The organism is Natronorubrum halalkaliphilum, assembly GCF_009834785.1.
Taxonomy (GTDB): Archaea; Halobacteriota; Halobacteria; order Halobacteriales; family Natrialbaceae; genus Natronorubrum; species Natronorubrum halalkaliphilum.
On record NZ_WUYX01000023.1, the window covers coordinates 17,883 to 32,177 of the forward strand.

The window sequence follows — 14,295 nt, forward strand, 5'->3', positions numbered from 1 at the left end:
CGCGCTTCTCGATACGACGAGTTCGTCGAGTGAATCGTCGACAGGGCGGACTCGTACGCCCTCGGCCCCGGGACCGACGATCCCGACATGGGGCCGCTCAACCACGCCGAGCACTTCGAGTCGGTCCTCGAATACGTCGACGTCGGCGTCTCCGGTGGAGTGTTCTCTCGAGATATCACGCAGGCGCTCAACACGGCCCGGCGGATCGACGCGGGGAGCGCCTACGTCAACGAGTGGTTCGGCGGCTCGATCGAAACGCCGTTCGGCGGGATGAAACGGAGCGGTATCGGCCGCGAGAAGGGCCTCGAGGCGCTCGACTCGCATCTGCAGACGAAGAACATCTCGGTGACCCTCGAGGAGCGAGATCGCTACTCGACCGCCGTCGGACACGCGTTCGCCCGAACGAGGCATGAGTGCGCCGGCAAGTGGCTCAACTCTCCCGTTCTCGTAACATCGGTACCCGCCGATCTCACGAGATCCCGTTCTCGCCGGTGGATCGGCACTCACAACGACGTTCACAGCTACGATATCATGTCACTCGCATCCTACGAACTCCACGAGCGCCTCGACCGACTCTCGTCCGCATCCGCCGACCGAGATATTCTCGTTACCGTCGCCGTCCCGCCCGAAGAATCGATCGGCGAAGCCCGTCAACCCGTCGAGACCGACTACGCGGAGGCGAGTCAACTCGACGAGCGATCGTTCCCCAAACCGCTCACCGATGCCCTCGAGACCGTCCGGAGCGAACTGAACGAGTACGACGAGGTTCCGGAAAACGGCCTCGCGATCTACGCCGGCGCTCCCGACGGCGACCTCATCACCTCGGTCTTCGACGACCTCCCCGTCGCCATCGACGAGTCGATCTACCGCCACGCCAACGAGTTCGACCTCGAGCCGCTCGAGGACGTAACCGAGCCCGAGTCGAACTACAGGCTGTTGGTCGTCGAACGCGGCGGTGCCGCGCTGGGTCGACTCGACGACGAGGGCGTCGATCCGGTCGAGACGTTCGAGAGTCAGGTCCCGGGCAAGTCGAGCGCGGGCGGCCAATCCGCTGAGCGGTTCGAACGCGACCGCGAACGGCAGAAACGGGAGTTCTTCGACGAGGTCGCCGAGCGGGCCGAACGAGCGTTTCTCGACGAGGATCTCGACGGGATTCTCCTCGGCGGTACGACGGGAACGATCGAGAACTTCCGCGAGGAGGCGACACTCGATCACCGCCTCGAAGAGCTGTTGATCGGCGAGTTCGCCGTCGAGTACGCGGGCGAACAGGGGCTCAGACAACTCGCGGAGAAGGGCGAGGAGGCGATCGACGAACGCGACCGCGTGGGCGCCCGCGAGACGCTCGCGACGTTCTTCGAAGCGGTCCGCGACGACGACCAGCCCGTCGCCTACGGCCGCGAGGAGGTCGACGACGCACTGGAGTTCGACGCGGTCGAGACGCTGTTGCTCTCGACGGCACTCGAGGGAACCGACCTCCAGACGTTCGGCGACCGAGCGGACGAACAGGGCGGCGAGACCGTCGTCCTGCCCGACGATTTCCCGGACGGGAACCGGTTCGTCGAGGCGTTCGACGGCGTCGGAGCGCTGTTGCGGTTCCCGATCGAGTGAGTCCGAGCGGACCCCACGGCTTCCACCGCTAGCCGCCGACGACGGGTCCGGTCCCGCGAGCGAATCAGAGGGTTTACGGGCTTTCCCGGGAACTGATGGAATTAACAATGTGTGCGAGTTTCACCGACGACGATGTCGGCAAACCCGTCGAACGCACCGACGGAAAGGTGATCGGAACCGTTGCAGCACTGGAAGAGGAGGGCGCCTACATCGAACCGGCACCCGACGTCATCGACCAGCTAAAGGCCCGCTTCGATTGGGGCGAACTCGGCAGTCCGTTTCTCCTCGATGAAAGCGATGTCCGCGAAATCTCGAAGACTCGAGTACACCTCGAAGCGGAGTTCTCGCGGACGCCCGCGGAGGGACGAGCGGGTCCGTCCGCCGCCGGAACCGGCGAGGCCGGTGCCGGAAGCGAGCAGGCAGTTTCACCGGGGAACTCGACCGCCGACGCAAGCGGTGTCGGCCGACTCGAAACCCGATTCCAGATCGGCGCCGCGGTCGTCGCGGGGATCAGCGCCCTTCTTGCGCTCGTCTTCGGCTGGTTCGGCTATCAAGGGGCGGACCTGCTCGGCTTCGGCCCGGAACTGAACATCGTTTCCGGAATGGCCGGACTCATGTTCCTCGCGTTCGCGGCCGTCGTCGCGGCCGTCGCCGCACTCTACATGGAACCCGGCTTCGATCACTGAAACCGGACCCGGACCCCGACTCTGACTCCGACCCGGCATCGATCGCGCCGTTTCGACGAGATAGCTGACGAACGAACACACTCGAGTCGCGTTCGCCGGCCCGCTGGTGTTCTGGGGTCGCGGACGCTATCGCGTTCTGCTACCGATTCCAAAATCTGTTCTCGAGACCGCACCCGGATACGGTTACGGCCACCGTATACAGCTTCGTCGCCGTCTGGGGGCTCTTTTTCGCAATGTGCTCCGCGGTCCGACGATCTGCCGCCCGCGAGTTTTGGACATCGCTGGACACCCTGACGCTTGCAGGCACCACTGGCTTGCCTCGACTACGAATAGCGTGGCCTATGTGTACATTGTTCACGGACGACGACGTCGGCAAACCCGTCGAGAACGCCGGCGGCGACGAGGTCGGCATCGTCGCGACGGTCGACGGCGACGTCGCCCGCGTCCGACCGGCTTCCGGCGTCGTCGACTCGATCAAATCTTCGATCGGCTGGGATAGCGTCGCGGAGGAGACACAGCCGCTGGCCTCCGATTCCGTTCGCGAGATCACCGAGGATGCGGTCCGTCTCGAGGGAGAGTTCCCGACGAGCGACGACGATTCCAGTGCCGTCGAGGGGGCGACCAGCGACCCCGCTCTTGAATCGACTGCCGACGATGAGGACACCCCACAGACGGAGCCGGCCGGCGGATCGGCCGGCCTCGAGGAGACCGAGGGCGCCGACGACCGACGCGAGGAACCCGACGAAGAGCGTCTCGAGATGACGGATACGGAATCGATCGACGAGCCCGCGAGGGATCGAGGACTCGAAGTCGATCCGACCGAACTGGCACGAAACGAGGCCGGAACCCGAACCGACGCGGCGGTCGAGCCGGACGACGATCGGCAGCCGACCGACGCCGCCGTCGAACTGGACGGCGAACCGCGGCGGACGGACGCGGCGGTCGATCCCGGCGAACAACCCCGTCGAACCGGCGCCGAAGTCGATCCGGACGACCTTCGTGGTGAAGCGCCGGTCGGGAGCGGGCCGACGACCGAAGATGCGGAACGGACCGACCTCGAGGGTGGCCCCGAACAGGAGCGTCGGACGGATCTCGAAGGGGCGGACGCCGATCGAGATCGAAATCGAGATCGGGACCGGGACCGAGAACGAGATCAGAATCTCGCGAGCGAAGACGGATCGGAGGACCGAGACGGAGACGCAGACCCAGGCGCAGACGCAGACAGAAATCCAGACGTAGACGGCTGACGACCCGAAATATCGACTGCGGCGAGCGGGTCTACCGGGACCCGCGGTTTGCCGGCCCGGAAACTAAGTCCCGTCTCGTGAAACGACGGCTATGGCTAAACGCGGCGGTGATCGTGGACTCGAGGGTATCGATGTCGCCGGTCCGGACGACGCCCAGTCAATCGTGTTCGTCCACGGCGCGATGTTCACGCGGAAAATGTGGCTTCCCCAGCAACGCGGACTCTCCGACGAGTATCGCGTGGTCGCTCCGGACCTGCCGGGACACGGCGTGCGTGCGGCCGAGACGTTCCGGATGGAGCCGGCGATCGACCTCCTCGAGACGGTGTTCGAACGCTACACTGACGGAAGCGCAGTACTGGTCGGTCTCTCCCTCGGCGGCTACGTCGCGACGGAGTACGCGTACCGCCGCCCGGGCGACGTCGACGGACTGGTGCTAACGGGGGCCAGCCCGAACCCGGTCCGCGGGATGGAACTCCTCACTCGAGCGACCGGCGGTATCGCTCGGCTCGCGACGAAGCCGGACGCGGGCAAGCGCGCCGTCGAACGGCTCGGCGAACGGTGGGTTCGGAACCGGGAGCTTCCCGAAGACGTCAAAGCGGCGATCATCGAATCCGGGATCTACCCGAAACAGTTCGGCGACGCGGGACCGGACATCGCGGGCGAGGATTTCCGCGCCAAACTGTCGACCTATCCGGGACCGACGCTCGTGCTCAACGGCGAGCGCGATAAGATCATGCGCCGGGGCGAACGCAAGCACGCGGCGGCGGCACAGGACGGCCGTATCGAGGTGCTCGCGGACGTCGGCCACATCTGTAATCTCCATCGGCCGAAAACGTACACGTTTCGTGTTCGAAACTTCGTGCGACAGCGAGTTGCCAGCCCGCAGTAAGAGCCAGACGGAACGCGGGTCGGTTCAGGAGCGTCGCTCGCCGATCATATTGCGGATGCGGCCGGGAATTCCGAGAACGGAGATGCCGAAGCCGAACAGTACCATCAGTCCGTAGACGCCGAGGACCGAGGTCCAGACGACGAACATCGCGAGGATGGCCCAGCCGCCCGAGAGGTAGTAGAACGCCCCGAGAGCCAGCACCGTTCCGTACAGTAAGACGAGGTACGGCCCCCAGCCGCGAGCGTGACCGCGGCGCTGCTTCCGGCGGACGTAGCGCTTGAGTTCGCTCTCGAGGGACTCCTTCCTGACGGTGCGGCGCTCGACGTTGTCTTCGAACGACTCGACCCGGTCTCGCAGGCGCTCGATCTCTTCTCGGAGCGCTTCGGGATCGTCGGACCGGTCCCGCGTTCGGGCGCTGGCGCGGGCACTCGCAGCCGTCTCTGTACCCGTCTTCGCGCGGTCCTCCGTCGCCCCCTCGTCGGCACCCGTGGCGTCGTCGGTCATCGCTTCTGTTGGAAACTGTCGAGCGCCGGGACTTTGTAGCTGCCGATCCACTTCACGGTCGGCGAGGACTGCGTTGAGGACGGCGCCGAAGACGAGGATGATCGCACCGATGTACAGCCAGATGAGCACGAGAAAGACGGCTCCGAGTGCGCCGTAGAGGACGTAATCGCCCGCAAAACTGGCGTATATCGAGAACGTACGGCTGAGAATGAACCAGCCGACGGCGGCCACGATCGTTCCGGGAATGGCCTCTCGAAGACCGACGTTTGCATCCGGAAAAACGACGTACAGCGGCAGAAACGTGGCGACCAGTCCCAACACGATGAGTGGCGGTCCAAAGACCGTGGCTCCGACGAACGGCACGGTCCGAACGACGAACTCGAGGGCACCGACAAGCGCGAGTCCGATCGTGATCACGATGAAGACGATCATCGCGTCCCAGAACGTATCGAGCAGCGACTTCGACGCCGCGGTGCCGTACACCTGCGAAAACGCTCGATCGAGGCCGCGAAGCACCCGACTCGAGCCCCACAACAGCCCGAGTGCGCCGAAGACGGTCGCCCCCTGTCGCCCGGTATCGTCGAGGACCGTCTCGGCGAGTAGCTCCTGGGCCGACTGCGTGAGAACGTCGCTGGCCGCAGCCGTGAGCTGGGCGGCGAGCGCTTCTCCACCGACCGAAGCGGCGATCCCCAGCGCGAGCAACATCAGCGGGACGAGCGAGATGAAGCCGTAAAAAGCGACGCCGGCCGCCAGCAGCGTGAGCTGTTCGTTCCGAGCGAGCTGCACGACATTGGTTGCGAACTCGAGGCCCTGTCTACGGTCGATCACGGGTCGTAGGTATCGACGGCCAGGGGGTTATGAGATACTGTGGCACAGGCTTGCAGTCGGCAGCCGAACGAGGCGAGCGATTGGTTCGAGTCCGAAGACCAACCTTGTGAACGGAGCGTATTCGCGTTATTCATACGAACGACGATGGACGGGTGTCCCTATCAGTAAGTGATGAATACGGGCGGCTGGTACGCTGTCAGCTGTCGATCGCTAATCGGTCGGCAACGGAACTGAACTCGAAAACCGAAGTTCTCTTCTAGTGTCACGAACCTCGCTTCGTATGGACCATCGACGCTGTCCCGACTGCGGTGTGACGATGGAAGAGACGACGGTTCGCTCGCAAGAAGGGTTCACACTCACCGTCGACACCGGCAAACGGACCGGACTCCTCGGCAAACTCGGCGTCGGGACGACGGCGGGTGTCGATGCGGTCTGCTGTCCCGAGTGCGGGCTGGTTCGGCTCTACGCCGACCTCGAGTGAGTCGGTGAGTCAGTTGAGGTTCTCCGCGGTCGCTTCGCGGATCTCGCCGACGCTCGCATCCGTTTTGAACGTCGTTCCGCCGTAGTGGGCTCTCGAGGCGGCATACCCCGCCTCCCGGAGATCCGCCAGAAACTCGTCCATCGCGTTCGCGGGCAGCCCCCAGTTGCGACAGAGCTTGTGCTGGTCGTAGTGTGTCGGCTCGTCGAGTTCGGCCGCGAGCGTGTCACAGAGCTCTCGAGCCTCGGGAGCGGTGTCGAACGTGTAGGGAATTTCGTCGCGGACCGACGCGACGAACGCCGGGTCCTGGATGGGACCGAGCCAGACGGGGCCGGCCGTGAGCATGCGATTCCCCTCGCAGTGATGGCAGGTCTCGAGCGGATCGGCGATCAACCCCCGATCGACTTCCCGGTACATGCAGTCCTCGCAGTGGTAGATGTGGCCCAGTTCGTCGATCGCGGCGTCGGCCGCGGTCGGCTTGTGCTCGAGTTCGAGGTACGTCCGGACGTAGTGGCTGGTCGCGTGGGTGAGAATAGGCTCGATGCCGGTGTCGAAGCGGGCTGCGCTGCGGGCGAGCGCCGAGATGAGAATTCGGACGCCCATCTCGGCGTGGTAGTCCGTATTTTGCGGGGTCGCGGAGTAGGATCGGACGCCGCTGTTGAAGTGGGCCCCGCACATCGGCGCGGTGTCGGTCGCCGTCACGCAGACGAGATCCCGACAGTTCGCGAAGGCCGCGTCGGCGAAGGGCATCGGCGTGCCGTAGGGATCGAGGTCGATCACGTCGAACGTCGAGTCGTGCATGAGCGCGTTGACGTTGCGGTGTTCGACGGTCACGGCCTCCTCGCAGCCGTTTCGCTCGAGGTTCCGTCGTGCGAGGTCGACGGCCTCCTCCTCGACGTCACAGCAGGTCACGTCCCAGTCGTCGGTCGCCGCGCGAACGCCGCGGACGCCGCTTGCCGTCATCGCGTCGAGATACGACTCGGCGCGCTCCTCGCGCTCGCGGTAGGCCCGCAACGTCGCGATCGTCAGATCCCGGTTCAACTCCTGTCGCGGGTTGTAAAAGACCGACTCCTCGACTCCCTCCGTCTGTTCGCCGGGGACCTCGAGTTCGATCCCACCCTCGGTGACGCGCATACCATCTCTCGTCGGTAGCGAGCGAAAAACGGTGTGGTCTCGTCGCCTCCGATACCGTCATCTCGCCGGTAACGACTATCGTCACCAACCGACGTTCGTGTGGTATTCTCTCAGGTGGTGACTGGTATCAATACCCGTTAGTTAAAGAAATCTGAAAGTTTATCAGTGTCTGATGGTTCGGAGGAGATATGGTTCGACGAACCCTTACCCGCCGGCGATTTGGTGCGACTCTTACAGCCCTGGCAACCGTTGGTCTTGCCGGCTGTTCTGACGACGAAACGGCAGATGATGAGAACGATGACTCGGACCCGTTCGAGCTCGACGATCCCGGTGCACTCACGATCAACTTCGAAAACGAAGACGGTGACCCCGTCTCGTCCGGCCTCGAGATAACGGTCAGAAACGAAGACGAAGGCTTCACCGCGAACTTCGGCGACGATGTCGACGAGGGAACGGTTCTGGCTGCCGGTCTCATCTACGAGGGCGAGTACGATATCACCGTCGAGAGCGCCGACGACGAGTTCGATACCGTCGAGGAAACCGTCACCCTAGACGAGGACGACGAGACAGTTACGATCGTTCTCGAGGGCGCGCCGGCCGATCCGATGGACGAGGACGACGAGTAACGCTCCGACACCCCTCTCGGTTACGATTCTGCACCAATCTTCTTTCGATGTCGACTTCGTTCAGACCAGTAGCCGCCGCTTACAACCGATTCGAAATTTAGGTTCGAGGGAGTTCCAGTCTGAATCGTTCACGCAACCGAATTAGTCACGATCCCGGGTATTCGAGCAAACCAAACCGATTTTACAGTCCGGTACAGAGACACCCACGTGAGCGAACGGACTCCGGTCGAGCGATGGCAGGCCGAACTCGAGGAAGCGGGCGAACTCACCCCCGAGATCGTCGGCCAGATCTCCCGCATCCACGGCGACCGAGGGGTCCGCGCGATCGAAGCCGTCGGCGAGAACCGGGTCAAAGCCTACCGCGATTTCACGATCGTCGTCGGCTACGACGACGAGTACATCGTCGAGGACGGCGGCTGTACCTGCAAGGACAGCGAGTACAACCTCGACGCCGACGATCCGACCGACCGCTGCTGGCACGTCCTCGCCGTCGAAATCGCCCGCCGTGTCGGACACGTCGACTACCACGATATGTGGTACTCGGAAGTCCGTGAATTACTGTAACCACCGCGTCACGAACCGACTCAAGCAACTCGAGGAGCTGTTTCAGCGTCACGAACGCGACGAATTACTTCTCTGACGACGGCTTCGTCATCCGGATGCGTTCCGTACACGATGGTCTTGGCGTGTGGCTCGAGTTGCCGTGTTAATCCGACGAGGCGGTCGGCGTCGATACCGTCCGTTGCGAGTTGGATCGTCACCGTCGCGTCGACCCCCTCGAGTTCGCGGGCGAAGCCGCGGGCCAGCGACTCGACCCAGTAGGTCGTCTCGTAGCTCACGCCGCACAGCGGAACGAGGAACTCGTCGACGGCGGAAGCGAGGGCCCGCGGATCGAGCCCGGCGCGTTCGCGGAGGTTTCCCGGGTAGGGGTCCGGATACAGCGTGGTCACCAGATCGCCCGCGACGCAGTCTGCCGCGTCCGCGACGAATTCGGTAATGACGCTCGTTCGCCACGCGTTACGATCCGCGAACTCGCTCGCGGCGAACAGCCGATCGCAGCGATCGCAGTGACAGAACGACGCCCCGGGAAAGCCGAGCGTCGTGAGTCGCACGTCGCCGGCGGCACCGACGCGACCGATCCGCTCGAGTACTTCGGCGCGGTAGTCCGGATCGGTCGGGCAGACCGTCCCCCAGTGGTGACCCTCGACGTCCGACGCCGCTCGCGTTCCGTCGGCTGCAACCGCGGCCCGATCGGGTTCGTCGGAGACCGTCGCCGTATCGCCCCAGCAGGCGACCGAACTGATCGCACCGTCGAGTGGGGGCTGGCACGTCCCGTCGACGTAATTGGTGAAATAGTAGGTTACGTCACCGATATCGGAGCGAGCGAGTTCCGGGTCGTCGGTAAGAATGCCGAACATACCGTGGCCTTCAGGACGACCGACCTTAACGATTGGTCGGGAGCGGATGGGGGAGCGGCGTATCGTTCGACCTCGACGAAAACCGCGTTCTCGAGTGTTATTTCGGCGAACGCAACGTGGACCCTGCTACTCGGATTCGTTACAGGCCGCGATAATGACCTCCGAGTCGTCGATCAGTCGGTTCTCCATGTAGTTGCCTTTCCCTTTGCCCGCCCACTTGCGTTCTTGCTCGATGATGGAAAGGAACTCGAGTTCCGAAAGGATATCCCGCACTCGGCGGAGCTTCAGGTGGTCGGACTGGTCGCGATCACAGAGTCGCTTGTAGAGATCGTACACTTCGTTCGTCTTCACGGGTGCGTCCTCGCCTTCCTTTTGCTGGGTGAGCAACGCCATCGCCTCGAGGACCAGTTTCGCGTGACTCGGACTCTTGGAGATCAGTTCGGCCAGCCGGCTGGTTTCCTCGCGTTCGTGGGCTTGGTCCACGCAGGCCTCCGTGACCGTCTCGAACCCGTTCTCCTCGGCGATCTCCCCGGCAAATCGGAGGATGTCGATCGCTTTCCGCGCGTCGCCGTGTTCGCGAGCGGCGAGTGCGGCCACGCGGGGGACGACGCTGTCCTCGAGAACGCCCCCGTGGAACGCATCCGAGCGCGACCGGAGGATTTCCCGGATCTGATTCGCGTCGTACGGTGAAAAGACGTACTCGCGCTCACAGAGACTCGACTTGATCCGTTCGTCGAGCGAGTCCTTGTATCGGACCTTGTTCGAGATGCCGATGACGCCGACCGTGCTCTCGGTGAGTTTCCCGGATTCGACCGCCCGCGAGAGCTGCATCAGGATATCGTCGTCTTCGATCTTGTCCACCTCGTCGAGAATGATCAGCGCGACGTCGTAGCGGTTATCGACGATGCGCCACAGCCGACGGTAGTATTCGGACGTGCTCAGACCCGAGTGGGGGATCGAAATACCCGTTTCTTGGTGCTCGTTGAGCTGGTAGCCGGTCGATTGGACGGCCTGTGTCTCCGTCGATTCCTGGAGACAGTCGACGTAGGCGACGCCGATCGAGACGTCGTTTCCCTTCGCGCGTTCGACGGCTTGATTCGTGATGAACTTCGAACAGAGGGATTTACCGGTGCCCGTTTTCCCGTAGACGAGCACGTTGTTCGGGGTGTTGCCGCGGGTTGCCGGTTTAATGGCGTTCGCGAGATTCGTGAGTTCGTCTTCGCGACCGATGATCCGGTCACCGTCGGGGAGATGGGAAACTTGCAGGAGTTCCTTGTTCCGGAAGATTTCGTTCTCGCTCCCGAAGTAATCCGTGGAATCCGACATTCAATCGGTGGTGACTTTCAGCGCAGTGGTCTTAAACGTTCGGAACCTGATTGCCGCTGTATAGTGAGTGCTTTTGCAGCATGAGCGGCTGCAGAACCCGATCTACACCCCTCGGTGCCGCTGTATAGTTGAAACGCGACCCCGAATTTCCGCTGTATAGCTGGCACAGGACCCCGCGGTTCCGCTGTATAGCGACCGCGGATTCCGACGCGGTATCGGCCCGATGATTCCGGTCTCAGGTTCCAACCGGGACCCCGGAGTGCCGCTGTATAGCCACCCACACGGGCTCGAATCAGCGGACGAAGTCGTTCTCGACGGTACGGTACCGTAGTTCCGCTGTATGAATTGAAAAGAATTTCTATAGGAAGTGAGCCGGCGGATCTACACCCCTCGGTGCCGCTGTATGGGGAGACACACACCCCGTATTGCCGCTGTAAGGTTGTGGTGGGGTGGGTGCAGGTGAAACGGCGGTCAGTACGGCCGGTTTGGAGAGCGTCGACACTAAGCATTGCCCGAGTTTAGGCTCCAAGAGTTGGTCGAACTGAGACGCCGGAAACGGACTCGCTCGAACTCCGAAAAACGGGCAAATTCCTGCGGAGAGGCGAACGAGACGCTGTACGGAACAGAGCCGACAAAACTGCAGGCGAAACGCTGTACAGAACAAAATCGACGAAATTCCGCTGGGGCGCTGGGTGCCTGTGCAAGCGCTCCGAAAGCATTTCAGGTAGGTTCGGATCGACTCGAGGGACGATGGTGCGTTCAATACCGATTGAACGACTTGCGTTCAATGCACTTAGTGGTCGATTACACATAACATCTATTTAATGCTACTGATGTCATTCTGAAAGGGAGCTGGAGCGAACCCCACGTTAACGAACACCTCGATATCCCGATTCAGTAGGTTTCAACGGAACTAGCCGCTCTCCCGAACCTATACAGCGGCACCGAGGGGTGTGTCCCCGTCGAAACGAAGTCTCCTACTGAAACGAATTGTAGCGAACCTCGAGTCGGCTCCGAAATCCAACTGTTCCCTCTCAAACCAACTATCCTCGAACTGGCCTCCCTCAAACCGACTCCCCTCAAACCAATCTCTCTCGAATGAACGAGTCCCCTCACTGCAAAACGGTTGCTCGAGTGCGACCGAAGCAAAGACGCACAAAACGGCACTCATTCGCGACACAGCGATACGGTCTCCTGAACGTCAGTGCCGGCACACCCACAACCGCCGTGGTTGCACCGGTCACTCGGTGTAGCAGTCGGTATCAGTCGTCGGCACAGATTCCGACGAAGTTCCGCAGGATCTGTAGTCCGGTCTCGCCGCTCTTTTCGGGGTGGAACTGTGTCCCGAAGACGTTGCCTGCGTCGTTAGCGACGATCGAGGGGAACTCGCGTTCGTAGTCGGTCGTCGCAACTGCCGCGCCCTCGTCGTCCGGCATCGCGTAGTAGGAGTGCACGAAGTACGCGTAGTTGCCGTCTACCCCCTCGACGAGCGGGTGGTCTCGCTCGACGTTCAGTTCGTTCCAGCCCATGTGAGGAACCTTCTGGCCCTCGGCGAACCGGACGTTGGTTCCGGGGATCAGATCGAGGCCCTGGACCGCAGACTCACCGTCGTTCTCGCCCTCTTCGCTTGTCGTCAACAGCATTTGCATCCCGAGACAGATGCCGAACAGTGGCGTGCCGGTTTCGGCCACCTCGAGGAGGTCTTCGCGAAGCGGATCGGCGTTTTCGACGCCTTCGCGGAACGCACCGACACCCGGCAGGACGACGCCGTCGGCCGCGGCGAAGTCGTTCGGATCGTCGGTGATCTCGACGTCGGCACCCGCGCGCTCGAGGCCGCGAGTAACGCTGCGCAGGTTTCCCAGCCCGTAGTCGACGACCACGACCGAGGCGAGAGACTGCTCCTGTGGAGACGAAACAGTGTTCATACTTACACTCGGCACGGCGCGTTGAAGTGTATTGCCTTTCGTGCAACCATCCGACGTTCACCGCCGCTGCAGCGGTCAAGAATTCGAAATCCAGCATTGCTTAGCCGTCGGCCAGCACCCGCTATTGTGCTGGTCGTCTGTGACTGTCGATCAAACCTCATCAGTTCCGTAGCCGTCGGTCGAACGAGTTTCAACCTCGGTCGTCAATCGCCAACTGCTTCTCTTCAATCGCCAAAATTGCCAACCGGTAATCGCCACTCGTCAACCTCCAACCACCGATCGTTGATTCGAATCTCCTCAGACATTGATTCGAACCCCCTCAGAATCCGTCGAGTCGCGTTTGCCCACCGTCGCTCTCCTCGACACCCGCGAGTTCGGCCGCCCGCTCGAGTGTCGCTTCGAACGTGTCTTCCTGGCTCCGATCGTACAGCGTCGCGGCCGGGTGGACGCAGATCAACAGTCGCCGCGGAGTGCCTTCGATTCGGACGTCTTCGACGGTTCCCGCCTCTTTGGTCACTGCGACGGATCGCCCCAGCAGGTGCTCGCTGGGTACCTTCCCTAGCGTGACGATCACGTCCGGGTCCAGAAGTTCGATCTCCCGCTCGAGGTAGCCTCGACAGTTCGCGAGTTCGTCTTTGTGCGGGTCGCGGTTCTCCGGTGGCCGACAGCGCACGCAGTTGGTAATCCGGATATCCTGGCGCTCGAGGCCGACGGTTCGGAGGCCGTCGTCGAGGACGGTTCCGCTGCGACCGACGAAGGGTTCGCCGCCGCTGTCTTCCTGTGCGCCGGGTCCCTCACCGACGAACAGCATATCGGCGTCCTCGGGACCGGTTCCGTTGACGATCCGGCTGCGAGAGTCGACCAGTGCCGGACAGCGCGTACACTCGGTGACACAGAGCTCCGATTCGTCCATCTCTCCCATACGGGTTGCTCAGACGGACGCCTCCTACGTCTTTCGGGTCGCAGGTGCTGGCTCAGAGATGCAGGCTCCCCGACCGAATCACTTGGGTTGGCTGGCCCCGTTCAATCCCCCGAGTCGCCCGCATCGTCTGGATCTCTCGAATCGCCCGCATCCACGTACGAATCCCCCGCTCGAGCGACCTGCTTCGCCACCCGGATCGGCTCCGGTCGACCGCCCGCCGGGGTAAAGGATCGAACGACCGCCGCAGCCTCGTCCACCGTACAGCCGACGTGTCTGACGTAGACGGTGTCGTCGTTGACCGACAGCGCCCGCCGTTCCGGCAGTGCGCGATAGTCTTCGAGACGCCGTTCGAGTTCGGCTCCGGAAAACGCCTCGCGGAGGCCGTCCTCGAGGCCGTCGCTTGCCTCGAAGGTGACGGCGATCACTGGCCGGTCGGCCGTCTCGTGAACGCGCGAAATATCGAGAAGATTGTACCACGCGGGGGCGACGGCACCGAGCAGGACGTACTGCACGTCGGGTCGGCCGAGGTCGTCGACCAGGCCGAGGACGGCGTCGGTCGCGTCGGTGCCGCCGACGGTACACGAACGGTAGGCGACTCCGTCGAGGACGCGGTCGGCGCGGACGACGGCACCGGCGAACGTGCTTCGATCGCGACCGTCGCGGTACGACTCGGCGATCCCCAGTGCCCGCACCCCGGCCTTCAT

The 14,295-nt window shown here is 62.9% G+C and carries 14 protein-coding genes and 1 pseudogene; 8 read left to right on the forward strand and 7 right to left on the reverse strand.

Annotated features, from left to right (window positions below):
* Nucleotides 1–6 precede the first annotated feature (6 nt).
* The 5 genes and pseudogenes from GS429_RS21770 to GS429_RS06165 all read left to right on the forward strand — a co-directional run.
* Nucleotides 7–366: pseudogene (locus GS429_RS21770) on the forward strand (aldehyde dehydrogenase family protein); the annotation flags it as partial.
* A 165-nt stretch (nucleotides 367–531) separates the two neighbouring features.
* Nucleotides 532–1,608, forward strand: a complete 1,077-nt coding sequence (locus tag GS429_RS06150) for a Vms1/Ankzf1 family peptidyl-tRNA hydrolase (RefSeq protein ID WP_201293972.1) — start codon at nucleotides 532–534, stop codon at nucleotides 1,606–1,608.
* 107 nt (nucleotides 1,609–1,715) lie between these two features.
* Nucleotides 1,716–2,294 carry a hypothetical protein gene (locus GS429_RS06155; RefSeq protein WP_160063710.1) on the forward strand — a complete coding sequence of 193 codons (579 nt, stop codon included), beginning with the start codon at nucleotides 1,716–1,718 and terminating at the stop codon, nucleotides 2,292–2,294.
* Between the two features lie 341 nt (nucleotides 2,295–2,635).
* Nucleotides 2,636–3,541 carry a midas domain-containing protein gene (locus GS429_RS06160; protein WP_201293970.1) on the forward strand — a complete coding sequence of 302 codons (906 nt, stop codon included), beginning with the start codon at nucleotides 2,636–2,638 and terminating at the stop codon, nucleotides 3,539–3,541.
* A gap of 91 nt (nucleotides 3,542–3,632) precedes the next feature.
* Nucleotides 3,633–4,430 carry an alpha/beta fold hydrolase gene (locus tag GS429_RS06165; protein ID WP_160063712.1) on the forward strand — a complete coding sequence of 266 codons (798 nt, stop codon included), beginning with the start codon at nucleotides 3,633–3,635 and terminating at the stop codon, nucleotides 4,428–4,430.
* 24 nt (nucleotides 4,431–4,454) lie between these two features.
* On the opposite strand, the gene GS429_RS06170 is transcribed toward GS429_RS06165, so the two are convergent.
* Nucleotides 4,455–5,762 (reverse strand): YihY/virulence factor BrkB family protein, encoded by a 1,308-nt coding sequence (locus GS429_RS06170; protein WP_328821270.1) that lies wholly within the window; start codon nucleotides 5,760–5,762, stop codon nucleotides 4,455–4,457.
* A 280-nt stretch (nucleotides 5,763–6,042) separates the two neighbouring features.
* On the opposite strand from GS429_RS06170, the gene GS429_RS06175 reads away from it, so the two are divergent.
* The gene (locus GS429_RS06175) at nucleotides 6,043–6,243 is read left to right on the forward strand and encodes a hypothetical protein (RefSeq protein ID WP_160063714.1); all 201 of its coding nucleotides are present in this window, start codon (nucleotides 6,043–6,045) and stop codon (nucleotides 6,241–6,243) included.
* Between the two features lie 9 nt (nucleotides 6,244–6,252).
* Here the strand turns inward: GS429_RS06175 and GS429_RS06180 are convergent, their stop codons facing one another.
* Nucleotides 6,253–7,374 (reverse strand): tRNA (guanine(26)-N(2))-dimethyltransferase, encoded by a 1,122-nt coding sequence (locus GS429_RS06180; RefSeq protein WP_160063716.1) that lies wholly within the window; start codon nucleotides 7,372–7,374, stop codon nucleotides 6,253–6,255.
* Nucleotides 7,375–7,562: 188 nt separating this feature from the next.
* Between GS429_RS06180 and GS429_RS06185 the strand changes: the two genes are divergently transcribed.
* Nucleotides 7,563–8,000, forward strand: coding sequence for an S-layer protein (locus tag GS429_RS06185; RefSeq protein WP_160063718.1), 438 nt, complete (start codon nucleotides 7,563–7,565; stop codon nucleotides 7,998–8,000).
* A gap of 207 nt (nucleotides 8,001–8,207) precedes the next feature.
* A complete protein-coding gene (locus GS429_RS06190; protein ID WP_328821271.1) occupies nucleotides 8,208–8,564 on the forward strand; it encodes a hypothetical protein in 357 nt (118 codons plus the stop codon).
* Between the two features lie 20 nt (nucleotides 8,565–8,584).
* Here the strand turns inward: GS429_RS06190 and GS429_RS06195 are convergent, their stop codons facing one another.
* The 5 genes from GS429_RS06195 to GS429_RS06215 form a co-directional block, all read right to left on the reverse strand.
* Nucleotides 8,585–9,418 carry a hypothetical protein gene (locus tag GS429_RS06195; protein ID WP_160063720.1) on the reverse strand — a complete coding sequence of 278 codons (834 nt, stop codon included), beginning with the start codon at nucleotides 9,416–9,418 and terminating at the stop codon, nucleotides 8,585–8,587.
* A gap of 126 nt (nucleotides 9,419–9,544) precedes the next feature.
* A complete protein-coding gene (locus GS429_RS06200; protein WP_160063722.1) occupies nucleotides 9,545–10,744 on the reverse strand; it encodes a Cdc6/Cdc18 family protein in 1,200 nt (399 codons plus the stop codon).
* A gap of 1,262 nt (nucleotides 10,745–12,006) precedes the next feature.
* Complete coding sequence (hisH, locus tag GS429_RS06205) at nucleotides 12,007–12,669, reverse strand: imidazole glycerol phosphate synthase subunit HisH (protein WP_160063724.1); 663 nt, start codon at nucleotides 12,667–12,669, stop codon at nucleotides 12,007–12,009.
* Nucleotides 12,670–12,988: 319 nt separating this feature from the next.
* On the reverse strand, nucleotides 12,989–13,591 hold the full coding sequence (locus tag GS429_RS06210) for a uracil-DNA glycosylase (protein ID WP_160063726.1): 603 nt from the start codon (nucleotides 13,589–13,591) through the stop codon (nucleotides 12,989–12,991).
* Nucleotides 13,592–13,692: 101 nt separating this feature from the next.
* On the reverse strand, nucleotides 13,693–14,295 hold the full coding sequence (locus GS429_RS06215; protein ID WP_160063728.1) for an endonuclease dU: 603 nt from the start codon (nucleotides 14,293–14,295) through the stop codon (nucleotides 13,693–13,695).

Excerpts from the sequence above, each read along its gene's own strand:
- GS429_RS06155 (WP_160063710.1), top strand. The coding sequence starts at position 1,716 with ATGTGTGCGAGTTTCACCGACGACGATGTCGGCAAACCCGTCGAACGC.
- GS429_RS06215 (WP_160063728.1), bottom strand. The coding sequence starts at position 14,295 with ATGAAGGCCGGGGTGCGGGCACTGGGGATCGCCGAGTCGTACCGCGAC.
- GS429_RS06185 (WP_160063718.1), top strand. The coding sequence starts at position 7,563 with ATGGTTCGACGAACCCTTACCCGCCGGCGATTTGGTGCGACTCTTACA.
- GS429_RS06160 (WP_201293970.1), top strand. The coding sequence starts at position 2,636 with ATGTGTACATTGTTCACGGACGACGACGTCGGCAAACCCGTCGAGAAC.
- GS429_RS06210 (WP_160063726.1), bottom strand. The coding sequence starts at position 13,591 with ATGGGAGAGATGGACGAATCGGAGCTCTGTGTCACCGAGTGTACGCGC.
- GS429_RS06150 (WP_201293972.1), top strand. The coding sequence starts at position 532 with ATGTCACTCGCATCCTACGAACTCCACGAGCGCCTCGACCGACTCTCG.
- GS429_RS06165 (WP_160063712.1), top strand. The coding sequence starts at position 3,633 with ATGGCTAAACGCGGCGGTGATCGTGGACTCGAGGGTATCGATGTCGCC.
- GS429_RS06200 (WP_160063722.1), bottom strand. The coding sequence starts at position 10,744 with ATGTCGGATTCCACGGATTACTTCGGGAGCGAGAACGAAATCTTCCGG.
- GS429_RS06180 (WP_160063716.1), bottom strand. The coding sequence starts at position 7,374 with ATGCGCGTCACCGAGGGTGGGATCGAACTCGAGGTCCCCGGCGAACAG.
- GS429_RS06175 (WP_160063714.1), top strand. The coding sequence starts at position 6,043 with ATGGACCATCGACGCTGTCCCGACTGCGGTGTGACGATGGAAGAGACG.
- hisH (WP_160063724.1), bottom strand. The coding sequence starts at position 12,669 with ATGAACACTGTTTCGTCTCCACAGGAGCAGTCTCTCGCCTCGGTCGTG.
- GS429_RS06195 (WP_160063720.1), bottom strand. The coding sequence starts at position 9,418 with ATGTTCGGCATTCTTACCGACGACCCGGAACTCGCTCGCTCCGATATC.